The sequence below is a fragment of the Proteus genomosp. 6 genome, from assembly GCF_040139785.1.
GTDB lineage: Bacteria > Pseudomonadota > Gammaproteobacteria > Enterobacterales > Enterobacteriaceae > Proteus.
Map to the genome: position 1 here is coordinate 417081 of NZ_JBEEVJ010000001.1, position 23545 is coordinate 440625.

Genomic DNA, 23545 nt, shown 5'->3' on the forward strand with positions numbered 1-23545 from the left:
ATTTTTCTAATAATGAATATTAAACAAGGTTAACTTGCTGGTTATCAATCAAGCGTGTATTACCTAGCCATGCAGCCATTAAAATCAAGGCCCGATGGCTCTCTTCATTTAATGGTGTGAGTGTATCCGCATCACAAATAAAGCACTCATCTGCACGAAAACCTTGCTGCTCTAAGGTGTTTTTTGCATTTTGCAGTAGCTGATTAACATCATGATTGCCCGACTTTAGTTGTTCTGCAATTTCTTGCATCGCTTGATAAAGTGCAGGGGCTTGTTGTTTTTCGTTATCAGATAATAGACGATTGCGCGAACTGAGCGCTAAACCATTTTTGTCACGTACGATAGCAACAGGAACGATGCTGATATCCATACATAAATCGCTTACCATCTTTTTGATAATTTGCAGTTGTTGGAAGTCTTTTTCACCGAACATCGCAACATCAGGTTGTACAAGGTTAAAAAGCTTACTGACAACTGTCGTGACACCACGGAAATGACCAGGACGGCTTGCACCTTCTAATACGGTAGATAATACAGGGACATCAACAGTTGTTTGATTTTCCATACCGTGTGGATACATTTCTTTTGCTGAAGGCGCAAAGATAATATCGACATGTTTATCACGCAGTAACTCGCAATCTTCTTGTAAAGTACGAGGATAATTTGCTAAATCCGCTTCTCTATCAAATTGAAGTGGGTTAACAAAAATAGATGTGATCACAACATCTGCGTGAATACGCGCTTCTTCAATTAATTTTAGGTGACCTTCATGCAGATTACCCATTGTTGGAACCAATGCAATGCGTTTACCTTCTTGCTTTAATCGCTTGATTTCTCTGCGTAAGATAAGCGTAGTTTCAATAATTAGCACGGCGTGACTCCTTTTAAACAATATTGATAATTAAGATAATAAATCAGTTAAATGAATGTTTTTCTTCTGGAAACAGGCCTTGTTCAACTTGTTGAACATAAAGACTAACCGCACCTTTTAAGGAGCCTGCTTCTTGTAAAAAGTCTTTTGAAAACTTAGGGGCTTGAGGTGTTAAACCTAATAAATCATGCATAACAAGAATTTGTCCATCTGTGACATTGCCTGCCCCAATACCAATAACAGGTATCGTTAATGCGTCTGTAATTGTTTTAGCCAGAGTAACAGGAACACATTCCAATACCGCCAATTGAGCACCCACATTTTCAAGGGCGATGGCATCTTGCTTCAATTGCTCGGCTTCATCGTGCTCTCTACCTTGGATTTTATAACCTCCAAAGACGTTGACAGATTGTGGTGTTAGACCTAAATGAATACAGACAGGAACCGCACGCTCAGTGAGCATTTTAACGGTAGGAATTAACCAACTTCCACCTTCAATCTTCACCATATTAGCTCCTGCTTGCATCAGAATGCCGGCATTAAGACAAGCTTGCTCAGGGGTGGAATAAGACATAAACGGCATATCTGCAATCAAGAAAGCATTAGGCGCACCCGCTCTTACACAACGAGTGTGGTAGGCAATTTGTTCAACGGTGACAGGCAAGGTGCTGTTATGACCTTGTAGTGTCATACCCAATGAATCACCAATCAGCATGGCTTGAATACCTTCTTGTGCAAAAAGGCGAGCAAAACTTGCATCATAAGCGGTGATTGTGGCGAATTTTTTCTTTTCTTGCTTATAGCGGTTCAGTGTTGAAAGCGTAGTGGGTTTCATTGTAACAAACTCCATCATTGTCATTTTTTTGTGTGTAGATAAAATTAATTACTTCACATAATTGTTTGTTTATTAAAGAAAATGTTAGATCATCAAAATAAAGTCGCTTTCGATTGTAGCATTTAAGGACTAAAAACGAAGAAAAAGTAATTAAATGAGTAATGAAAAATAATAAATGATAATTTTTATTTATATTTATCAATTGCCTATATGTGAAAAATAAATATAAAAGAGTTTAGAGATTGGGGAGGAGAGATGTGTTTGAAAAATTGAGGGAAAGTAAAAGAGAAGAGATAGGCTGATACTGTTTATATTTTTTACAGTATCAACCTTTAGCATTAAGAACGTACTAGTGTGAAATTACCACTTTTCCATGCCATTTTCAGGCACTAACGCCAATCTATCTGCTAATAACTCACCATCAGGAAAGCGAAGGTCGGGTGCTAATTCTGCTAATGGATAAAGCATAAATTCACGTACTTTAAGCCCGTAATGAGGTACGGTTAATCGCTCGGTTTGGATCACGTCATCACCAAATAACATAATATCAAGATCAAGCGTTCTTGGGCCCCAACGGTTGCCTTCTTTTCTAACACGACCTTGCGCTAATTCAATCGCTTGTGTGTTATTAAGCAACTCTTCAGGTGCTAACGTTGTATCAACCGCAACAGCGACATTAAGATAATCAGGCTGATCTTGTGGTCCCATTGGGCGAGTACGATACCAAGATGATTGTGCAATCAATGTTGTTTGTGGGATCTCACTGATTGCCTTAATCGCTGAATTCACCTGATTTTCAGGTGAATTCAAATTGCTACCTAAAATGATATAAACACGTTTTTTCTGTTTACTCATTGGTATTCTCGTGTCTTGATGCTGGTTTTGCGCTTGGATGACGAGGGCGTTTACGTGGACGCGGACGTTTACGAACGGGGGCTTGGCCTAATTCAGAGACCATTGAGCGCTGTTGCGTATTGTTAGAGGCTTGGAAATCAGCCCACCAACCAGCTAACGCTTGAAGCTCTGGATTGTGTTGTACATTGGCACGTAATTCCAGTAAATCGAATGCTGCACGGAATTTAGGGTGCTCAAGTAATTTATTCGCACGACGACCTTGGCGTTTAGGTAAACGTTGCTGTAATTGCCAGATATCACGCATTGTTGTGGTAATGCGTTTTGGTATCGCAATAGTACGGCATTGCTCATCTAAAATATCGTTCATCGCCATAGAGAAAGAGTCATAGTAAGAAAGACCACTTTCTTGGACTAATTTTTCGGCATGTTCAATTAATGGATACCACAGCATCGCCGCAAATAAGAACGCCGGATTGACTCGCATCTCTTTATTGATGCGGTAGTCCGTGTTTTTGAGAACTTGATCTAGCATTCTCTCCATCGGCGTATCATGTTGCTCTGTCATTTTAGATGCAATCAGCGGAAACAGCGGTTCAAGTAATTGATGACGACACATTAACTTGTAAGTTTTGTATCCTTGCCCCGTTTGTAATAATTTCAGCGATTCTTCAAAAAGACGAGCCGATGGAATATTACGTAATAAAGGAGCAAGTCTGGCAATTGGCTCTGCGGTTTCTGGCGCAATTTGCATATCCAATTTACTAGCAAAGCGAATGGCTCTAAGCATTCTGACGGGATCTTCGCGATAGCGCGTTTCAGGATCGCCAATTAAGCGAATAATACCCGCTTTCAGATCCGCTAAGCCACCAACGTAATCACGTACAGCAAAATCATCAACACCGTAATAGAGGCTGTTTAATGTAAAGTCACGACGGATGGCATCTTCTTCAATTGAGCCAAAAATATTGTCGCGCAGTAACATACCGCTTTGTGCTTGCTGGGATTGGTTATTGTCTGAAACTTCATGATCTTCATGAGAGCCGCGGAAAGTCGCAACTTCAATCACTTCAGGGCCAAACATAATATGCGCAAGACGGAAACGACGACCGACTAAACGGCTGTTACGGAATAATCGACGTACATCTTCAGGTGTTGCATTAGTGGCAATATCAAAATCTTTTGGTTTTTTTCCCAGTAATAAGTCACGGACACCGCCACCAACTAAATAAGCCTGAAAGCCAGAGTTATTTAGGCGATAAAGCACTTTTAATGCATTATCACTGATGTCGTTACGTGAAATTGGGTGTTGATCTCTTGGGATCACAGTCATTGGCAAATCACTCCCGTTCGCCTTTTCTTTATTACTCTTTTTTTTACGGGGACGGTCTGCGGATATAGCAGGACGCCGACGCACAGGTTTCTGTGTTTCTTGTATTGGTCGGTCAGATGCAGTGACTGGCCTTTCACTCGCTACCGGTTGTGTGTCTGATGACGTTGTTTGTCGCCCTAGCAGATTACGGCAGAAATGTGCTACTCGATTAAAAATATGACACCTCGAATAATAAATTCTAATAATTAAAAAATTAAGCGGCTAATCATAGCCTACTGAACATTTTTTGAGAATGCTTTGTGTGGTTTATTCATACCCTTGTTGCTGATGATTTTGTTTTAAAATCTCAGAAGGTGACCACTGCGCTATCGCAATCTCTAACAATGATGCTAACGAATAATCTTGCCAACCCGCAATAATAGGCTGATTAAGAAACCGTAAAGCATCGATAATGACGGGTCTTGGATCAGTATCTGGTAACGCATTTGCGTGATTTTGTTTTGATAATTTATTACCGTCATGATTTATTGCTAAAGGTAAATGAGCATAACGCGGAATAGGTAAATTCAGTTGTTTATGTAAACTGATTTGTCGCAATGTGGGATCAAGTAGATCGGCACCTCTAACAACTTCGGTTACACCCTGATAACTATCATCAATCACTGTCACTAGATTATACGCAAATAAGTTATCTTTTCTGTGAATAATCATATCTTCTAACACGATAGACGTACTCTTTGAATAATATGTACCTTGAATGACATCTTCAAAATGATAAACAGGATGCTGTTGGATCAACCTCCATGCACTCTCTTTATCAAAAGGTGTAACATTAGTTGTGAGTGGCTCGCGATGACGACAGTGGTTATCATACACACCCCCTAAGTCATGTAAACGATGACGGCTACAATGACAGTGATAGCAAACACCTTCTTTCCAAAGAGTGTGTAAAATCTCACGGTAAGCATCATGGCGTTGCGATTGATAGAGGATCTCTTCATCCCAGAACAAACCATAATGTTCTAATGTACGAATAATTTGGGATGCAGTGCCGGGAGGTTCTCTAAGAGGGTCGATATCATCGATGCGCAAAAGCCAACGCCCGTGGTGTGCGCGAGCTTGAAGATAACTGCCAAGTGCAGTAACCAATGAGCCAAAATGAAGTTGACCCGTTGGCGATGGCGCAAAGCGCCCAATATAGTCTGTAATCTCGTGCATCGAAAGATTCAGATTAACGCCTCAACGTATTAGGCTGAGGCGTTTGCTCATTATTAGCCAGCCATCTGTTTTTCACGGATTTCAGCTAATGTCTTACAGTCGATACATAAATCTGCTGTAGGACGAGCTTCTAAACGGCGAATGCCGATTTCCACTCCACAAGATTCACAGAAACCAAAGTCATCATCTTCGACTTTTTTCAGTGTTTTCTCGATTTTCTTAATGAGTTTACGTTCACGATCACGGTTACGCAGCTCAAGACTGAATTCTTCTTCTTGTGCAGCACGGTCAACGGGATCTGGGAAGTTTGCCGCCTCATCTTGCATATGAGTAACGGTGCGGTTGACTTCATCCCTGAGCTGATTGCGCCAAGATTCAAGTATTAGCTTAAAATGCGCTAATTGGGCTTCGTTCATGTATTCTTCGCCCGCTTTTTCCTGATATGGCTCAACGCCAGCAATAGCGAGAATGCTCATGGACGATGTTTTACGCTTTTGCCCTTCTTGCATAATGCTTCTCCTACATACGCATTTCTGAATAATCCCCACCTTCAAAACAGGAAGGGGAAAAAATAGGGCGCTATAAATAGCAGATGCCCGCGAGGATAGCAATTATTCCTTCAATAAGTTTTCTCATGGTGTGAAGGCACGCAAGTAAATGTCCCTTTTTAGTTAAAAAATGCTTAACTAATGCCATGCTTTTCAATTAACTATTTGAAATAAAAGGTAATTGCTGTCCAATTGTTAAATTGTATTCACTAATATTGATGCGATAACACAAGATTTCAACCCCTGCATCACTCGCTTCTTTTAGCAGTGAAGCATAGTTAGGGTCAATCTCTTTAGCAACAGTCACTTCCGTAATGCCAGTATGGGGAACTGCGTAGAATAAGACAGCCCTTAAACCCAATTTTGCGATAGCGGTCAACTCTCTAAGATGTTTCTGGCCACGTTCTGTCTTTGCATCAGGGAAATAACCCATACCGTTGTCGAGTAAGGTGACTGACTTCACTTCAATATAACAGTCAACTTTATGATTTGATTTAAGTAAAATGTCAATACGACTGTTCTCACTACCGTATTTCACTTCTCGTTTTATCTCGTCATATTCAGATAATTCTGGAATGTCACCTGCTTCAATGGCATCTGCAACAATACCGTTTGCTCTTAAGGTATTTACACAAATCCAATCATCGGTTTGGGTCTGTGTAAGTTCCCAACTGTGCGGGTATTTTCTTTTTGCATTTGAAGAGGTGGAATACCAAACAGTATCACCGGGAGTCGCACATCCCGTCATTGCGCCTGTGTTGGCGCAATGGAGCGTGAATTCTTCCCCATTTGGGGTGACAACGTCTGCTAAAAAACGCTTATATCGTTTTAGTAAAGTGGCGGATTGTAGCGGTTGCTCAAATTTCATAATGACTCCGAGGAAAATATGACCTTTAATAAAGCGCTAATGCTACAATGCCAAGCCAAGAAAGTTAATGAATCATGGAGCCTGTGTGCATTTATTGCCAATCTTTGATGTAACAGAAAAAATCGTTGCTGCGTTAAAACAATCCCCACAAGTTTTGCTTCATGCTCCCACTGGTGCAGGTAAATCCACGGCGCTTCCCCTTTATTTACTGGAGCAAAATTGCTTTGATGGCAAAATAATTTTATTAGAGCCAAGACGAATTGCTGCCAAAAGTATTGCTTATCGTTTAGCCAGTCAGCTAAATGAAGAAGTTGGCAATACGGTGGGGTATCGAATGAAAGCGGAAAGCAAAGTCAGCTCAAAAACTCGACTTGAAGTGGTAACAGAAGGGGTATTAAACCGTATGTTACAGCAAGATCCTGAGTTGGCTGGCGTAAGCCTTGTGATTTTAGATGAATTTCATGAACGCAGTTTACAGGCTGATTTAGCATTGGCTTTATTGCTCGATGTACAAATGGGATTACGTGATGATTTGCGTGTGTTGATTATGTCAGCAACATTGGATAATCAAAAGCTCACCGCATTATTACCTGATGCTCCTATGATCAGCGCTGAAGGCCGTAGCTATCCTGTAGAACGAGTCTATTTTCCTATCAATACACATCAACCCTTTGAGCAAGAAATTGCCACTATGGCTTTACGATTACTTGCGCAAGAATCGGGTTCCATGCTGATTTTCTTGCCGGGTAGTGCCGAAATCGTGCGTGTTGCTGACATTCTAAAAGATAAAGTGGATAACAATGTTTTGTTATTTCCTCTTTATGGTGCGCTTTCATTAGCTGAACAACAAAAAGCGATTGAACCCACAGAGAAAGGTTATCGGAAAGTCGTTCTTGCGACCAATATCGCAGAAACGAGTCTTACCATTGAAGGAATTCGTTTAGTCCTTGATAGTGCTATTGAAAAGCGCGCTCAATTTGATTTGAAAAGTGGTGTCACTAGCTTATTGCGTCAACGAACTAGTCAATCATCACAAACGCAAAGAGCTGGGCGAGCAGGGCGTCTTGAGGCAGGTATTTGCTGGCATTTAATAAGCCAAGAACAAGCAGAGCGCGTTGCTTCTCATCAATTGTCTGAAATATTAAGCAGTGATTTATCATCGTTATGGCTTTCTGTTTTGCAGTGGGGATGTCGTGATATTAATCAGTTGAACTGGTTGGATACACCAACACCACAAGCATTACATGCCGCTAAAGAGTTATTGTATCGTTTGGGGGCGATAGATAAACAAGGTGGATTAACACCACGAGGTTCACGTATGGCGCAATGGGGCATTGAGCCTCGATTAGCAGCAATTTTGGATTATGCGAGTGAGCAAAGTGATAATCATCTTGTTACTGCCGCACGTCTATGTGCAATTTTAGAAGAGCCTCCAAGAGGACAAGAAATTAATCTAGAGTGGATTGCACAACAAAAGAATACCTTCTGGTCGCGACGTGAAAAACAGCTCTCTCAACATCGAAAAGGAACGTTTTGCTCGGAATTGTTAGGTTCATTATTAGCGGTAGGATTTCCTGATAGGATTGCTAAAAATCGTGATAATCAAGGGCGTTTTCGTTTAGCAAATGGGCAAGGTGCTATGATGGATGACTCGCAATCTATGAGTAATGCACCGTGGATTTTAGCGCCATTATTACTGCAAAATGCACATTATGCTGATGTCCGTATTTTATTAGCTTTGCCTATTGATATTGATGAAATATCAGCTACCTTTCCTAAGCTTATTGAAAATAATACCACGGTTGAATGGGATGAAAAACGCGGTACGTTAGTTGCATGGCAACAACGTCAATTAGGGCGATTAACCTTAAGTCAGCGTCAACTCGACAAGCCCAATAAACAGCAAATGCAACAAGCGTTATTGAATTGGTTAAGAGAGAACGGCTTAAGTGCTTTAGCACTTAGTGAAGAGACTCAACAGTTTTTTATTCGTCTTTCTTTAGCGAAAAAGTGGTGCCCAGAAGCTTTATTGCCTGATTTAGAAGAAGCTGTGTTACTTGAAACGTTAGAAACATGGCTCTTACCTGAACTTGGAGAAGTTCAGACATTAAAAGCATTACAACAAATTGATATTAATACGATTATTAAAAATCAATTAACATGGCATGAAAATCAGTTGCTTCAAAGCTTATTTCCAACGCATTATTTGGCGCCGACAGGGACAAAAGTGATTATCAATTATGATTTGGAGTTGCCGCCTGTGATTGCTATTCGTATTCAAGAAGTTTATGGCGAACAACAAAGCCCTATTATTGCGAATGGTCAATTGCCTGTAGTCATGGAATTATTGTCACCAGCACATCGTCCTATCCAAAAAACACAAGATTTAGCCACGTTTTGGGCAGGAAGTTATAAAGAGGTGCAAAAAGAGATGAAAGGGCGCTATCCAAAGCATTTATGGCCTGATGATCCAGCGAATACGGCACCGACTCGGCGAGTAAAAAAATATAGCCAATAAATGAATATTAGTTTCACCCCAGATCAATATGCTCTAGTTTTATTCGTATTTGAGAGCTTTCTTGTGGGATCACACAGAAAAATAGCGACAATGTTAGGCTTCTTTATCCCGTGATAAAGGGGTTTTAATGAGAGATACAGTTCATGAGTAGAAAGAAAAGACCAGCGAAACAAACCAAAAGAGGTCGTTCTTGGTTTTGGTTATTTGTCAAAATCGCCATTGTGGTTGCGGTTTTAATGGGCATTTATGGTGTTTATTTACATTCTCAAATCAAAGAGCGCCTTGATGGCAATGTTTGGGAATTACCTGCTGCGGTTTACGGACGTACCGTTAACTTAGAACCGGGCATGAATTATAGCCAAAAAGAGATGGTGAGCTTACTTGAGGGTATGCAATACCGCAATGTTAACAAAATCACACGTCCTGGCGAGTTTGTGGTAAGAGGCAACACCATTGAAATGTTGCGCCGACCATTTGATTTCCCTGATGGTCGTGAAGAGCAAATTTTAGCTAAATTAGCCTTTGAGCAAAATTCACTTGTTAGTATCACTAACATGGATAATCAGCGCCAATTTGGCTTTTTCCGTCTTGATCCTAAGCTGATTACCATGATGCAATCTGCAAATGGTGAGCAACGTTTATTCTTAGCAAGAGACAAATTTCCACAGTTATTAGTGGATACGTTAATTGCAACAGAAGATCGTCGCTTCTATGAGCATGACGGTATCAGCCTGTATTCTATTGGTCGTGCTGTATTAGCGAATTTTACTGCGGGTAAAGCGGTTCAAGGCGGTAGTACGTTAACGCAACAGTTAGTGAAAAACCTATTTTTGACTAACGAAAGAACGCTAAAAAGAAAGCTTAATGAAGCCTATATGGCAATCATTATGGATGCGAGTTATAGCAAAGATCGCATTTTAGAGCTGTATCTTAACGAAGTCTTTTTAGGGCAAAGTGGTGATGAACAGATCCGTGGTTTCCCATTAGCTAGCCTTTATTATTTTGGTCGTCCCGTTGATGAACTAAGCCTTGATCAGCAAGCGCTTTTAGTGGGTATGGTTAAAGGTGCATCAGCTTATAACCCTTGGCGTAATCCAAAAGCGGCGTTAGAGCGTCGTAATGTAGTATTAAAACTGCTGGAAACCCAAGAGATAATCGACCAAGAGCTTTATAACGTGCTTAGTGCGCGTCCTTTAGGGGTGAAGCCACGTAGTGAAGCGTTAACGCCTCAACCTGCGTTTATGCAATTGGTTCGCCAAGAGTTACAAACAACCCTAGGCGATAAAGTAAAAGATTTATCGGGTACGAAAATCTTCACAACATTAGATCCTGTCTCGCAAGACGCGGCTGAAAAAGCGGTTGAAGTGGGTGTCGCTGATTTACGTAAAACACGTAAAATAGACGATCTTGAAGGGGCAATGGTGGTTGTTGACCGTTTAAGTGGTGAAGTTAGGGCGTTAGTAGGAGGCTCTCAACCACAATATGCGGGCTTTAACCGCGCATTATCAGCACGTCGTTCTATTGGCTCTCTGGCAAAACCTGCCACATATTTAACGGCATTAAGTGAGCCTGATCGTTTTCGTTTAAATACATGGCTTGCTGATGAACCTATTTCAGTGCCTATTCCGGGGAGTAAGCCTTGGCAACCCCGTAACTACGATCGCGGTTATAAAGGTAAATTAATGCTGGTGGATGCATTAGCAACCTCACGCAATATACCTACTGTAAATCTTGGTTTAGAAGTCGGATTAGATCGAGTAATTCAAACTTGGATTAACTTGGGCGCCCCAGCGGAAAATCTGGAAAAAGTACCCGCGATGCTATTAGGTGCATTAAACTTAACACCAATGGAAGTGGCTCAAACCTTCCAAACAATTGGTAGTTTAGGTAATCGTGCAAAACTATCATCATTGCGCTCTGTTATTGCCCAAGATGGTACAGTGCTTTATCAAAGTTATCCTCAAGCGGAAACCACTGTTTCACCTCAAGCGGCTTATATGACGCTATTTGGTATGCAGCAAGTGGTGAATTCAGGAACAGCATGGCGTGTATTAAAACCAAAATTTGGTAATTACAACCTTGCGGGTAAAACGGGTACCACTAACGATTTACGTGATAGTTGGTTTGCGGGGATTGACGGCAAAGAAGTGACGATTTCATGGATGGGACGTGACAATAATGGTCCAACGAACTTAACGGGTTCAACAGGGGCATTATTGCTGTATCGTAACTATTTAGAGAATCAGGCACCGTTGAAATTAAATCCACCAGCACCAGAAGATATCGCAGAGATGTCTGTTGATGCCCAAGGTAACTTTGCTTGTTATGGCGGTGGAGTGCGTACATTGCCAGTATGGACATCAAACCCAGATGGATTGTGTACGCCCGTTCAGCAAGATACCGATGAAAGTGGCGCGCCAAAGTGGTTACAAGATCTGTTTTCTGAGTAAGTCATCACGTAGGTTAGGTAAAATAAAAACGGCACGTAAGTGCCGTTTATTTTTTGTTGCTATAGCGTAGTTATTTTGAGCAAGTTTAAGGTTAATATCAATTTGCATAGCCATCTCTTCATAGGTAATGCCTTGCTTTTTTAGCTCTAAGGTAATGATTTTTTTATCTCATGCTCTTCTAGTGCAAATAGATTAAGTGATTTTTCAGGGTTGCATATCTCATTGAAATAACGATAGTTATTTGATTTTTGCTTAGAGTTTAATTCTAAGAATAGCCTTGTTTTTTCTTCAGCTGATAAATCATCGATTGTCTTCAAAATTTTATTAAGGCTCATTTTTGATACTTTGAGCCGTATTTTAAAGCCACCATGGCAATAAATGATTAAATTTAACACGAAAGTATCAAATATGACGCTTCGATTTGTGTTTTAAAGTCATTATGGCAACAATGGGTTGAATTTAATTCAAAGATGTCAAAAATGATACTTCTATTGATATTGGATAGGAAAAAGAAACCATAACCGCCCGTAAAACGGGTGGTTATGATTTAAGACGCTGACGCGACTTAAACTGGCTAAAGCCAATAATAAAAAGCCAGTCACTTCACAATTGTGAACTGACTGGCTTTTATAAAGGGATATTTAAACTAGCCTTTCATTTTTTCAAAAGCATATTCCGCCGCATCAATAGTGCGTTGAATATCTTCTTTTGTATGAGCGATAGACATAAAGCCCGCTTCAAATGCAGAAGGCGCAAGGTAGACGCGTTTTTCCAGCATTAAGTGGAAGAATTGTTTAAAGCGCTCGACATCACAATTCATCACATCTTGGTAGCAAGTGACTTCTTTCGCATCAGTAAAGAATAGGCCAAACATACCACCAACATGGTTGATAACCATTGGAATGCCTGCTTGTTGAGCTTTCTCAAGTAAACCGTCAGCTAGCATCGTTGTTAGCTCATCTAATGTTTGATGAACACCTGGCTGTGAAACTTCGTGTAAACACGCTAGACCTGCTGCCATTGCAATAGGGTTGCCTGATAAGGTTCCTGCTTGATAAACAGGGCCAATTGGCGCGAGTTTAGACATTACATCCATATGTCCGCCAAAAGCACCTACAGGCATACCGCCACCGATAATCTTACCAAGGCACGTTAAGTCAGGATCAACATCGTAATAGGCTTGTGCGCCACCTAATGCCACGCGAAAGCCTGTCATAACTTCATCAATAATCAGTAAAGCACCAAACTCATCACATAACGCACGTAAACCCGGTAAAAAGTCTGCTTTAGGTGGTACACAGTTCATATTGCCAGCAACGGGCTCCACGATGATACAAGCGACTTCTTCAGGATAGTTTTCAAATGCTTGGCGTACAGAGTTTAAGTCGTTGTAAGTGCAAGTTAAGGTGTGTTTGACAAAATCAGCAGGTACACCTGGTGAGTTTGGTTGTCCCATAGTTAATGCGCCAGAGCCTGCTTTTACTAATAAGCAGTCAGCGTGACCGTGATAGCAACCTTCGAATTTGATGATTTTGTCACGTCCAGTATAGCCACGAGCAAGGCGAATGGCGCTCATTGTCGCTTCTGTGCCCGAGTTCACCATACGAACCATGTCCATTGATGGCACAAGTTCAGTGACTAGGTTTGCCATTTCAACTTCAGCGGCTGTTGGGGCTCCAAAGCTTAAACCTTTTTGTACCGCATCAGTCACTGCATCGCGAATAGCAGGGTGGTTGTGTCCTAATACCATCGGTCCCCATGAGCCAACATAGTCAAGGTAAGCGCGTCCGTCGGCATCATAAATATACGCACCATTAGCACGTTCAATAAAAAGAGGGGTTCCACCTACACCGTTAAATGCTCTAACAGGTGAGTTGACACCGCCGGGGATCACTTGTTGTGCGAGATTATAAAGCGTTTCAGACTTGCTCATGTCAGACTCCTAATGATGGGTGAGCGTAAGATTAAGGCGTATTCTAAAGCACCGCGCAGATGAAGCCAAATACACGGCAACAAGATTTTGATTTATCACTGTTATTGTGAGTATGTGAATTATCGTAAAAAGCGATAGGTAGCAAAAAGTGTATTTTGTCCACAACAAACTTGAAGGTTATGAGCAGGTATTAGATAATCATCACATTATATCAGCAAGAAAGATAAATTTTTGCTGGCTGTTTTTTTGCTGGAATACCCAGTCTGGAGTGAACAATGAGTGATGATATGGCTCTGCCGTTACAATTTACTGACGCGGCTGCAAATAAAGTAAAAGATCTGATTGCAGATGAAGAAAATCCAAATCTGCGTTTACGTGTTTATATCACGGGTGGCGGTTGTAGCGGATTCCAGTATGGTTTTACCTTTGATGATGCAATGAACGAAGGCGATATGACCATAGAAAAACAAGGTGTTGCCTTAGTGGTTGATCCTATGAGCTTGCAGTATTTAGTGGGCGGTTGTGTGGATTATACCGAGGGGTTAGAGGGTTCGCGTTTCATTGTAACTAATCCTAATGCTAAGAGTACCTGTGGTTGCGGCTCTTCTTTTAGTATCTGATCCTTCTTTGGCGTCGTGGCTGTGCAGTAGTGCTGTGGCGTTATAGCACCGCTCGTAATGCTTTGTGCTGTTTATCTTCTTTGGCGTCGTGGCTGTGCAGTAGTGCCACGGCGTTAGAGCAGTGCTCGTAATGCTCACATACTAATGTATGCTCCGCTTACTGCGCGCTGTCTGCCTTGTTGCACTGCTTGCTCGCTCACAACTTTTGTCTGTCGGTTAAAATTTTTTTCTCTTCTTTATTCTTTCTGAGCTTATTTCATAAAATCACTCATTCATTATTAGCGATGGCTTCGCAGATTTGCTGTGCTGCATTAATAATACGTGGTGAAGGGCGACTAAAACTGTCTTCATCAATAGCAATAACTGGAACAGTAAGCTGGGGTTGCCAAAATGTTTGTACGGTAGGTATTTGCTCTGCTTTACCACTGAATACAATCAAATCAGGTCGCTTTGTAAGTACTTGCTCACGATTTACTTGAGGCCAAGTGACAGGGCTATTAGCAAAGATATTCTCCCCACCACAAAGCGCTGTAATATGGCTCTGTAATGTGCGAGCTGATGTCGTAAATAAAGGTTGCATCCCAAACTGAATAAACACCTTTTTTTTAGGGTGATTCGATATATTTGATACATATTTTTGCTGTAACGCTTGATATTGCTGGCGCAATTGTTGGGCATTTTTTAATGCTATATCAGGATGATGGCTATAATTGGAAAGAGTAACGAGATCGTCTGCGATTTCTTCAATACTTTGTGGATCAGAATAAATGATAGAAATACCCAAAGCTTTTAATTGATCTAATGAACGTTGTGGATTACCGCCTTGCCATGCAATCACTAAATCAGGCTTTAATAATAGAATGCGCTCTATATTAATACCCTGCCAATTGGCAACTTGTTCAATATTTTTAGCATCCTCTGGATAATCAGAGTAAGCACTAACTCCGACAATATTATCACCCATACCTGCGGCATAAGCCATTTCAGTGGCAGATGGTGATAGTGTAATAACACGATCAGCGGGCGTGATAGCAATGGCGAAATTGAACCAAAATAATGAACAGAGTAATAACCCTAAATTGATAAATAAACGCATTACATTTCCAATAGTAAAAAATACCCACCTATTTTTTATCTTAGAATAAGCAAAAAATAAAGGCGGGATATTGATAAAGCAATATTAGAATTATCTCGACTTAATTAGTCTTTTAATTTATCCAACATCGCTGTCACCATTAAGCTTGATTGTTCTGCAGCAACAGATAAAAATTCATCAAAACTTAAGTGCGATTCTTTATCGGCTACATCAGAAATAGCACGAACAACAACAAATGGTGTGCCAAACTGATGGCAAACATGGCCAATCGCGGTTGATTCCATTTCTACGGCTGCAACATCTGGGAATGTGCGACGAATACGGGCTAAAGGTTCAGCGCCATTAATAAAGGCATCACCACTACAAATTAAACCGCGAACAGCATTTAATTTTAGCGATTCAATACATTCTTCTGCTATTTGAACAAGTTTGGGTTCAGCAATAAAAGCAGGAGGACATTGTGCCATTTGACCAGGTTCATAACCAAACGCAGTAACATCTGCATCGTGATAGCGAACTTCCGTTGAAACAACGATATCACCGACATTTAATCTTGAGTCTAAGCCACCCGCAGAGCCAGTATTGATAACGACATCAGGACGAAAATGCTCAAGTAATAATGTTGTACCAATCGCTGCTGCAACTTTACCAATACCTGATTTTAATAATGCAACATCAACACCGTTGATTGTGCCTGTATAGATTTCACAGCCGCCACGAGATAAGATTTGGCAATCTTCAATTTTCTCACGCAGAAGTGTGACTTCTTGCTCCATTGCACCTATTACGCCAACTCTCATTGTGTCATACTCACTTGTAGGTTAATAATAAATAGAAATTTAAATAGAGTTTAACATCTATCGGAAAAACACGATATAACACAAAGAATAGAGAATTCGTTTCATCGAAACCAGAAAGAGGACAGAAATGATCGATTTTAAGCTGAAGTTAAATTATCAACGCAAATATAACAGCAGTGATATCGATATTAACGATGAAATACAGGTTTCTCGTCAATTTGAAAGTGATCGTGGACGTATTATTAACTCAGCTGCTATTCGTCGTTTACAACAAAAAACGCAAGTCTTTCCCCTAGAGCAAAATTCTGCTGTACGTAGCCGTCTTACTCATTCTCTTGAAGTTCAACAAATTGGGCGTTATATCGCTAAACAGATTATTGGCGAATTAAAGAAACAAAATAAGCTTGAAGAATATGGTTTAAGTGATCGTATTGATAGTTTAGAAAGCTTAATTGAGATGGCGTGCTTAATGCATGATATTGGTAACCCGCCTTTTGGACATTTTGGTGAAGCCGCGATTAAGCATTGGTTTCAAAAAGTATTATCACCAGAGGCGACAGCCGAATTCGATAGTTGTCCTTTTATTCCTATGCAGTATTCAGCTAAAGTGCAATTAAATGAATTGCGACAAACTTTACGCCAAGATTTATGTCAATTTGAAGGGAATGCTCAAGCGATTCGAATGGCGCATCATCTGCTTAAATTGAATTTAACCTATGCTCAAATAGGTTGTGTATTGAAATATACCCGTCCTGCTTATTGGCAAGGGGAAGTGCCTAAAGAATATAGCTATTTAATGAAAAAACCGGGGTATTACTGGTCTGAATTAGCATTCGTAAAAGAAGTGCAAGAAAAATTAGATATGGGAGAATTTTGTCGCTTTCCTCTCACTTATATTATGGAAGCGGCTGACGACATCTCTTATTGCATTGCGGATTTAGATGATGCGGTAGAAAAGGGGATTTTTGATATCAACCGCCTTGTTCAGCTTTTACGAGATGCATGGCGTGAAAATGGTGATGTGATTGAAGGTGATTTATTCGATATTACTGTGAATCGTGCTTATAAAAAAGTCGATCAAAATGAAGCCAAACGCAGTATGCAAGACCAGTTTTTTATGTATTTACGAGTTTATATTACTGGAAAATTAGTGCCTTATACGGCGTACCGTTTTATAAAAAACCTTCCCCAAGTTTATGAAGGGAGCTTTAATCATGCCTTGCTTGAAGGAAATAGTGCGGAGCATCGTTTATTAACGACATTAAAAAGTGTCGCTAAAAAATGGGTATTTAGCCATCCTGAAGTTGAAGAGCTTGAAATGAAAGGATATCGTGTAATCAGTGGATTACTTGATATCTATAAGCCCTTGCTTTTATTATCAACTGAAGATTTTTTAAGATTGCATAAATATAATGAACATCCTAAATATGTAATTGAGACGCGTTTATATCATAAGCTTTCTGTTAAACATAAACTGGCTTATAACGAGATGTTAGAAAAGCTAGATGATATAAATTCTGAAAAAGGAAAGATTTTAGAGTTTTATTATCGAACAAGATTAATTCAAGATTATATCAGTGGAATGACCGATCATTATGCTTATGAAGAATATAGGAAATTAATGGTTTGTGATTAATTTATAATCATTAAGAGAAACGCTATCTAATTGATTGGTGATAATTTTTAGACTTTTCTTAGTGATAATAAAGATTTATTAAAATAACAGAAAATAGATGTTATTAATTGTAAATATATTCAATATAAAAGTTATATATAATATTTGTTAGTTATAGAACAATATAAAATCCATAAAACAAGTATCTTAGGTTGTTATCATTAAAAGTTTTCTCAATTTAACAAAAATATTGCTTATATCAGTTAAGTAAATAACTTGTTCGATGTTATACTCTCCCCATGTTTTCTTCTGAAATGCATAGTCATTCATGTAACGCTGAAAAACACACAGCGTATTTTAAAACGATGTCATTTCACTGTTAATCCGTCATTGATACTTAATTTAATACTATGGTGCAGTTTTATTCCCCTAAAAAACGTTCTGTGAAAAAACAGGCAACAACTCTGGAAGTGACCGCCAGTGCATTGGATGCAAATGGTCAAGGTATTGCTCATGCTGAGGGCAAAACGATTTTTGTAAAAGGATTACTCCCACAAGAAACTGCTCGTATTCGTTTAACAGAAGAAAAGCGCCAGTTTGCTAAAGGCGAGGTTATTAAGCGTTTGACTACCAGCGAACAGCGTATAGCGCCTCATTGTGAATATTATGAGCGTTGTGGTGGTTGTCAGCAGCAACATGTACCTATTGCGCTACAACGTACAACAAAAGCAGGTGTGTTATCGCACCTCATTAAGCGTGAAACGGGTGTAATTATTTCAGCCGAGCCTGTGATTGCGGGAGCCGAATATGGCTATCGCCGTAGAGCAAGATTGGGATTACGTTATCAACCAGAAAAAGGGTTGGTGATGGGTTTTCGCCAAGAGCGCTCTAATGATTTGGTCATGATAAAAAAATGCCCAGTATTAAAGCCACAGCTAAATGATTTATTGTCTCCTCTTTGGACATGCCTTAAAAATTTAACATCAGTACGTGATTTAGGGCATGTTGAAATGGTACTCGCTGATAATGGGCCGCTGGTTATTTTACGCCATTTATCGCCATTGCCTGAGAGTGATAAACAGAGTTTGAGTGATTTCTCTCAAACTCATCAAGTTACGATGTATCTTGCAGGTGATAATAGCGAGATAGCACGATTAACTTCAATTGAGAAGGAACCCTTCTATCAAATAGAAGGTCTTAATTTACGTTTTGCACCCACTGATTTTATTCAAGTGAATGATGAAATAAATCCTAAGATGGTTGCTCAGACCATTGAGTGGCTTGATTTATCGCCAGAAGATCGCGTGTTAGATCTGTTTTGTGGTATGGGGAATTTTACTTTGCCTATTGCAAAACGCGTCAGTGAAGTGGTGGGTATAGAAGGTGTGCCCGCACTGGTTGAAATGGCGAAAAAAAATGCAGAACTAAACCAATTAGGTAATGCGTATTTTTGGCATGCAGATTTATCGTCTGATTTTTCTGCGATGCCGTGGTCGAAAGAAGGGTTTAACAAAGTATTGTTAGATCCTGCAAGAGCAGGGGCTTTGGAGGTAATGTCACATATTGTGAAGTTATCCGCAGAAAAAATCGTGTATGTCTCCTGTAATCCGACCACGTTAGCCAGAGATAGTAAGATATTATTAGATTCTGGATATCAGCTTACTGGTTTAAAAATGTTGGATATGTTTCCACAAACGGGTCATCTGGAATCAATGGCACTGTTTAGTCGAAAATAAATTTAGTCGAAAATAAACAGTTAGCCAGTAAATAAGTCGCAAATAAGATTTATACCGTGTAGGGAGAGAATATGGTTGCAGTAAGAAGTGCTCACTTAACACCTGCAGGAGAGTTTGCTGTTGATAAATGGGTCAACAGCTTGAACTTAACCCATGTCAATGCGGGTAGTGAAATCATGCAAACCTGGGAATACTGCCATCGTACTGTTCAAGGGCATGAAGATGCCGAACTGCTATTGTGGCGTGGTGTTGAAATGGTTGAGCTTCTTTCGACATTAAGCATGGACAAAGACAGCATGAGGGCAGCGCTTCTTTTCCCACTTGCTGAAGAAAATCTTATTGATCAGGAAATCGTTACTGAACATTTTGGTGATGCGATTTGGAGCTTAGTTCGTGGTGTAATGGAAATGGACGCCATACGCCAGTTAAAAGCAACGCATACCAATGAAACAAGTTCTGTTCAGGTGGATAATGTTCGCCGTATGTTGTTGTCTATGGTGGAAGATTTCCGTTGTGTGGTCATCAAACTTTCAGAGCGTATAGCCCATTTACGAGAAGTGAAAGATGCCACAGAAGATGAGCGCGTACTGGCTGCAAAAGAGTGTTTTAATATTTATGCACCATTAGCCAACCGATTGGGTATTGGACAATTAAAATGGGAATTAGAAGATTTCTGTTTCCGTTATCTTCATCCTGATGAATACAAGAAAATAGCCAGCTTGCTTCATGAGCGTCGTATCGACCGCGAACAGTATATTGATAATTTTGTCAGTACAGTACGCGGTTATATGAAAGAAGAGAATGTTGATGTAGATATTTATGGTCGTCCCAAACATATCTATAGTATCTGGCGCAAAATGAAGAAAAAGAATCTTGCATTTGATGAGCTGTTTGATGTGAGAGCGGTGCGTATAGTCGTAGAACGTCTTCAAGATTGTTATGCCGCATTAGGTATTGTGCATACTCATTTCCGCCATTTACCCGATGAATTTGATGATTACGTTGCAAATCCAAAGCCAAATGGTTACCAATCTATTCATACCGTTGTTTTAGGGCCTGAAGGTAAAACGGTTGAAATTCAAATTCGTACTCGACAAATGCATGAAGATGCTGAATTGGGTGTGGCTGCGCACTGGAAATATAAAGAAGGTGCAACAGGCGCTGCGACGAAAGGTGGTACAGGCAGCTATGAAAACCGCATTGCATGGTTACGTAAACTGATTGCATGGCAAGAAGAGATGGCGGATTCTGGCGAAATGCTGGATGAAGTTCGTAGCCAAGTCTTTGATGACAGGGTTTATGTCTTTACGCCAAAAGGTGATGTGGTTGATTTACCGGCAGGTTCAACACCGCTTGATTTTGCTTATCATATCCATAGTGATGTGGGGCATCGTTGTATTGGGGCAAAAATTGGCGGACGTATTGTGCCATTTAGCTATCAATTACAGATGGGCGACCAAATTGAAGTTATTACGCAAAAACATCCAAATCCAAGTCGCGATTGGTTAAATCCTAACTTAGGTTATGTCACGACAAGCCGAGGACGTGCGAAAATTCACAATTGGTTCCGTAAGCAAGATCGCGATAAAAATATTCTTGCGGGGCGTCAGATCTTAGATAACGAATTGGCGCATATGGATATCAACATGAAAGAAGCAGAAAAACTGCTGATCGCACGTTATAACGTTCATAGTGTTGATGAAGTATTAGCAGGTATTGGTGTCGGTGATATTCGAATCAATCAGTTGGTAAACTTTATTCAAAGTCGATTGAATAAAGCCACAGCAGAAGATGAAGATAAAGAAGCACTGCGGACACTCGAAAACAAAACGCCAGCACCAAGAACCACTGGTTCGGGTGGAAGTATTGTTGTCGAAGGTGTGGGTAACTTAATGCACCATATTGCACGTTGTTGCCAGCCTATTCCGGGTGACAATATTGTCGGTTTTATTACTAAAGGTCGTGGTATTTCGATTCACCGTGCTGACTGTGAGCAACTGGCTGAATTACTTTCTCATGCACCAGAGCGTATTGTTGATGCGGTATGGGGAGAAAATTACTCCAGCGGTTATTCATTGGTAGTACGTGTTGTAGCGAATGATCGTAGTGGATTATTACGCGATATCACGACAATTTTAGCCAATGAAAAAGTAAACGTACTTGGTGTGAGTAGTCGTAGCGATGTGAAGCAACAAATTGCGACAATCGATATGAATATTGAGATTTATAATCTCCAAGTATTAGGTCGTATTTTGGCAAAACTTAATCAGTTGCCTGATGTGATAGAGGCGAAACGCTTTTCTCACTAAAATATTAAAATGATAAGATGCCGAGACAACTGTTCTCGGCATTTTTTTATCTAAAAATCAGAAAATCTGTATATTTAGTTAGTAATTTAATTGCTAGGGTTTATTTAAAATAAATATGGCTTTAAATAAAAGGGATCTAGTAGATAGATATGAAGATAACTAAACAATACTATATTAAGAATATGTGTTGGGGATGGTTTATTGGCGCTCTATTTTTATACTCTTGCTTAGAGTATGAGTTGAAGTATGAAAGTCTAATATTGTTAATTAGTATTGCTGGTATTGGATTATATCCGTTGGCTAAATGGGGGATTGAATATTTTTTTCTTCAATTTACTACTAGAGAATTTTGGAATCGAGGACTATTTTTAGATACAGCTGGTAAAGCTGGTGGTTTAGCTTTATATAGTTTCATCGTGTTTTTATTATCTATACCAATTACAATAATTTTTATATTATTTGTGTTAGTGAAAAGGTTGTTCCTCTAAATAAACAACCTTTAAAGTATTAATTAAATACCAATCAAATTATTGGCTTTTTCAATTAAGTCGTTATCAATCAATGCCCCAATACTTGCTATAAGCAATCCATATCCTAATATCCCTATGGGACCACCTAGAAGTACACTAAATGTAAATCCTGCTACAGATGTAGCCGCCATTCCTACAAATATAGTCTCTGCTTTAACAAAAAATGGACGCCAATTATCTGTTTCTGTTGCTTTTATTAACTCTATCGATAGATCTTTGACGTCAAGAGCTTTACTCACAAAAAACATACCTTTACTAAATTTTTTTAATTTTTGAGCTATATCATCGAGTTTGATCGATTCCAATGCAGTTGCAATAGCTTTACGATCTTTGGCATTAATTCTTCTATTAATATCCGCTTTGTATTTTTCGTAAGCTTTTAGCGCATCATCAACGTTACGTATAGTTTTTCCTCTGGTTTGTTGTGCTAAAGACTCCGCTAATTTCCTTGCTTTATCACCATAAGCATTAAACACTTCTTTATAAAAATCAGCCGTAAACTTTACTGAATCATGCAACAGATTAAATTCATCGTTTGTTTGTTCTTTTTTATTTGCTTGTTGAGCTAAAATATCAGCAATTTGGAAATTGCGATGTGTAAACGTCATATTATTATGGAAATCTTGGCATGCGGATTTAAAATCTTGTTCTCTAATATATTTTTGCATCTCAGGAAAATTATTTATATTGTCTGCGCCTTTATCTGTATATAAGGCATGTAAGGCTAATCGTACTGAGGGTAGCCAGCGGGAATATTCCCCAAATTTTTCACCTATATTTTGTAACATAGGATCTGGATGAGGACTAAAATGAATATCAAAGAGAAAACCATTTATATAGTTCATTTTTTGGTAAAACATTCTACTTAGATTTAGATCTGTTTCAAATATACGACCTATATTTTCATTATTTAATGGAATATTGTTTTCTTTCATATTCAATAATAGTAATGGAGAGCTTTCATTAAACTCGTTTGATCTATGCATTAAAGCACGGCCATAAGGTCGCATTCTTAATGCTTTTTTTAATGCTAATTCGGTTTTCTGTTTTAAGTAAGATTTACATTCATTTTTAAACTCAGGGCAATTTTTCTTTCCGCAAACAGGGCATTCTTGTTTTTTATCCTGTATAAAATTATTACAAATAATATTTGTAGCTTGATTAAAAGAAAAACCATTATTAAAAGCATACTCAGGAATATAAGCACTATGTGGCGTTACAGTTAATGAACTAAATTGAATTATATTTTCACTCATTTTATTAATCCTTTGATAAAAATGACGTATTTATATGGTGTTGAAAAGTAGATTTATAGCGAGGAGTATATTTGTAAATAACAAATTCATAGTTCAATTTAAAATGTCATTATTCTTTCAAAAAAGTTATTTTTAAGATCTTGAGCTTGAAATGATA

At 39.3% G+C, this 23545-nt stretch carries 20 protein-coding genes; 7 read left to right on the top strand and 13 right to left on the bottom strand.

The features are described from left to right. Window positions 1-19 precede the first annotated feature (19 nt). From panC to sfsA, 7 genes are all read right to left on the bottom strand, one after another. Window positions 20-871, bottom strand: a complete 852-nt coding sequence (gene panC / locus ABN212_RS01805; RefSeq protein WP_349442777.1) for a pantoate--beta-alanine ligase — start codon at window positions 869-871, stop codon at window positions 20-22. A gap of 43 nt (window positions 872-914) precedes the next feature. Beyond that, window positions 915-1706, bottom strand: coding sequence for a 3-methyl-2-oxobutanoate hydroxymethyltransferase (gene panB, locus ABN212_RS01810; protein WP_349442778.1), 792 nt, complete (start codon window positions 1704-1706; stop codon window positions 915-917). Between the two features lie 360 nt (window positions 1707-2066). Then, complete coding sequence (folK, locus tag ABN212_RS01815) at window positions 2067-2561, bottom strand: 2-amino-4-hydroxy-6-hydroxymethyldihydropteridine diphosphokinase (protein WP_100159309.1); 495 nt, start codon at window positions 2559-2561, stop codon at window positions 2067-2069. Beyond that, a complete protein-coding gene (gene pcnB, locus ABN212_RS01820) occupies window positions 2554-4107 on the bottom strand; it encodes a polynucleotide adenylyltransferase PcnB (protein ID WP_406588703.1) in 1554 nt (517 codons plus the stop codon). The genes folK and pcnB overlap by 8 nt, the downstream gene beginning before the upstream one ends. Before the next feature lie 90 nt (window positions 4108-4197). Continuing rightward, window positions 4198-5109: a tRNA glutamyl-Q(34) synthetase GluQRS gene (gene gluQRS, locus ABN212_RS01825; protein ID WP_198619408.1), complete on the bottom strand. Its 912-nt coding sequence runs from the start codon at window positions 5107-5109 to the stop codon at window positions 4198-4200. Window positions 5110-5162: 53 nt separating this feature from the next. Further along, a complete protein-coding gene (gene dksA, locus ABN212_RS01830) occupies window positions 5163-5618 on the bottom strand; it encodes an RNA polymerase-binding protein DksA (protein ID WP_023580786.1) in 456 nt (151 codons plus the stop codon). A 196-nt stretch (window positions 5619-5814) separates the two neighbouring features. Then, window positions 5815-6525: a DNA/RNA nuclease SfsA gene (sfsA, locus tag ABN212_RS01835; RefSeq protein ID WP_196532251.1), complete on the bottom strand. Its 711-nt coding sequence runs from the start codon at window positions 6523-6525 to the stop codon at window positions 5815-5817. A gap of 85 nt (window positions 6526-6610) precedes the next feature. On the opposite strand from sfsA, the gene hrpB reads away from it, so the two are divergent. After that, on the top strand, window positions 6611-9043 hold the full coding sequence (gene hrpB / locus ABN212_RS01840) for an ATP-dependent helicase HrpB (protein ID WP_198632112.1): 2433 nt from the start codon (window positions 6611-6613) through the stop codon (window positions 9041-9043). Window positions 9044-9186: 143 nt separating this feature from the next. After that, window positions 9187-11493 (top strand): bifunctional glycosyl transferase/transpeptidase, encoded by a 2307-nt coding sequence (gene mrcB, locus ABN212_RS01845; RefSeq protein WP_109371560.1) that lies wholly within the window; start codon window positions 9187-9189, stop codon window positions 11491-11493. On the opposite strand, the gene ABN212_RS01850 is transcribed toward mrcB, so the two are convergent. The 3 genes from ABN212_RS01850 to hemL form a co-directional block, all read right to left on the bottom strand. After that, on the bottom strand, window positions 11470-11601 hold the full coding sequence (locus ABN212_RS01850) for a hypothetical protein (protein ID WP_349442779.1): 132 nt from the start codon (window positions 11599-11601) through the stop codon (window positions 11470-11472). The genes mrcB and ABN212_RS01850 overlap by 24 nt on opposite strands. Window positions 11602-11639: 38 nt before the next feature. After that, complete coding sequence (locus tag ABN212_RS01855) at window positions 11640-11888, bottom strand: hypothetical protein (protein ID WP_349442780.1); 249 nt, start codon at window positions 11886-11888, stop codon at window positions 11640-11642. 251 nt (window positions 11889-12139) lie between these two features. Then, on the bottom strand, window positions 12140-13426 hold the full coding sequence (gene hemL / locus ABN212_RS01860) for a glutamate-1-semialdehyde 2,1-aminomutase (protein ID WP_198619410.1): 1287 nt from the start codon (window positions 13424-13426) through the stop codon (window positions 12140-12142). A gap of 275 nt (window positions 13427-13701) precedes the next feature. Here hemL and erpA point away from each other — a divergent pair, with 275 nt between their 5' ends. Further along, complete coding sequence (gene erpA, locus ABN212_RS01865) at window positions 13702-14046, top strand: iron-sulfur cluster insertion protein ErpA (protein ID WP_006534944.1); 345 nt, start codon at window positions 13702-13704, stop codon at window positions 14044-14046. 268 nt (window positions 14047-14314) lie between these two features. Here the strand turns inward: erpA and btuF are convergent, their stop codons facing one another. Next, a complete protein-coding gene (gene btuF / locus ABN212_RS01870) occupies window positions 14315-15142 on the bottom strand; it encodes a vitamin B12 ABC transporter substrate-binding protein BtuF (RefSeq protein ID WP_198626054.1) in 828 nt (275 codons plus the stop codon). Window positions 15143-15246: 104 nt separating this feature from the next. Continuing rightward, window positions 15247-15942: a 5'-methylthioadenosine/S-adenosylhomocysteine nucleosidase gene (gene mtnN / locus ABN212_RS01875; RefSeq protein ID WP_109371548.1), complete on the bottom strand. Its 696-nt coding sequence runs from the start codon at window positions 15940-15942 to the stop codon at window positions 15247-15249. 127 nt (window positions 15943-16069) lie between these two features. On the opposite strand from mtnN, the gene dgt reads away from it, so the two are divergent. From dgt to ABN212_RS01895, 4 genes are all read left to right on the top strand, one after another. Further along, the gene (gene dgt / locus ABN212_RS01880; RefSeq protein ID WP_198619413.1) at window positions 16070-17578 is read left to right on the top strand and encodes a dGTPase; all 1509 of its coding nucleotides are present in this window, start codon (window positions 16070-16072) and stop codon (window positions 17576-17578) included. A gap of 389 nt (window positions 17579-17967) precedes the next feature. Continuing rightward, a complete protein-coding gene (rlmD, locus tag ABN212_RS01885) occupies window positions 17968-19293 on the top strand; it encodes a 23S rRNA (uracil(1939)-C(5))-methyltransferase RlmD (RefSeq protein WP_349442782.1) in 1326 nt (441 codons plus the stop codon). 71 nt (window positions 19294-19364) lie between these two features. After that, window positions 19365-21602: a GTP diphosphokinase gene (gene relA, locus ABN212_RS01890; RefSeq protein WP_198626058.1), complete on the top strand. Its 2238-nt coding sequence runs from the start codon at window positions 19365-19367 to the stop codon at window positions 21600-21602. Window positions 21603-21751: 149 nt separating this feature from the next. Further along, the gene (locus ABN212_RS01895; RefSeq protein ID WP_232799376.1) at window positions 21752-22090 is read left to right on the top strand and encodes a colicin E1 family microcin immunity protein; all 339 of its coding nucleotides are present in this window, start codon (window positions 21752-21754) and stop codon (window positions 22088-22090) included. A 23-nt stretch (window positions 22091-22113) separates the two neighbouring features. Here ABN212_RS01895 and ABN212_RS01900 read toward each other — a convergent pair whose 3' ends face one another. Further along, window positions 22114-23388: a colicin-like pore-forming protein gene (locus tag ABN212_RS01900; RefSeq protein WP_232806236.1), complete on the bottom strand. Its 1275-nt coding sequence runs from the start codon at window positions 23386-23388 to the stop codon at window positions 22114-22116. Window positions 23389-23545: the final 157 nt, after the last annotated feature.

What these genes read in the sequence shown, in the direction of transcription:
- sfsA (WP_196532251.1), bottom strand. Translation starts at nt 6,525, where the DNA reads ATGAAATTTGAGCAACCGCTACAATCCGCCACTTTACTAAAACGATAT.
- ABN212_RS01850 (WP_349442779.1), bottom strand. Translation starts at nt 11,601, where the DNA reads ATGCAAATTGATATTAACCTTAAACTTGCTCAAAATAACTACGCTATA.
- rlmD (WP_349442782.1), top strand. Translation starts at nt 17,968, where the DNA reads ATGGTGCAGTTTTATTCCCCTAAAAAACGTTCTGTGAAAAAACAGGCA.
- hemL (WP_198619410.1), bottom strand. Translation starts at nt 13,426, where the DNA reads ATGAGCAAGTCTGAAACGCTTTATAATCTCGCACAACAAGTGATCCCC.
- btuF (WP_198626054.1), bottom strand. Translation starts at nt 15,142, where the DNA reads ATGCGTTTATTTATCAATTTAGGGTTATTACTCTGTTCATTATTTTGG.
- dksA (WP_023580786.1), bottom strand. Translation starts at nt 5,618, where the DNA reads ATGCAAGAAGGGCAAAAGCGTAAAACATCGTCCATGAGCATTCTCGCT.
- dgt (WP_198619413.1), top strand. Translation starts at nt 16,070, where the DNA reads ATGATCGATTTTAAGCTGAAGTTAAATTATCAACGCAAATATAACAGC.
- relA (WP_198626058.1), top strand. Translation starts at nt 19,365, where the DNA reads ATGGTTGCAGTAAGAAGTGCTCACTTAACACCTGCAGGAGAGTTTGCT.
- ABN212_RS01900 (WP_232806236.1), bottom strand. Translation starts at nt 23,388, where the DNA reads ATGAGTGAAAATATAATTCAATTTAGTTCATTAACTGTAACGCCACAT.
- erpA (WP_006534944.1), top strand. Translation starts at nt 13,702, where the DNA reads ATGAGTGATGATATGGCTCTGCCGTTACAATTTACTGACGCGGCTGCA.
- mrcB (WP_109371560.1), top strand. Translation starts at nt 9,187, where the DNA reads ATGAGTAGAAAGAAAAGACCAGCGAAACAAACCAAAAGAGGTCGTTCT.
- ABN212_RS01895 (WP_232799376.1), top strand. Translation starts at nt 21,752, where the DNA reads ATGAAGATAACTAAACAATACTATATTAAGAATATGTGTTGGGGATGG.
- mtnN (WP_109371548.1), bottom strand. Translation starts at nt 15,942, where the DNA reads ATGAGAGTTGGCGTAATAGGTGCAATGGAGCAAGAAGTCACACTTCTG.
- panB (WP_349442778.1), bottom strand. Translation starts at nt 1,706, where the DNA reads ATGAAACCCACTACGCTTTCAACACTGAACCGCTATAAGCAAGAAAAG.
- gluQRS (WP_198619408.1), bottom strand. Translation starts at nt 5,109, where the DNA reads ATGCACGAGATTACAGACTATATTGGGCGCTTTGCGCCATCGCCAACG.
- folK (WP_100159309.1), bottom strand. Translation starts at nt 2,561, where the DNA reads ATGAGTAAACAGAAAAAACGTGTTTATATCATTTTAGGTAGCAATTTG.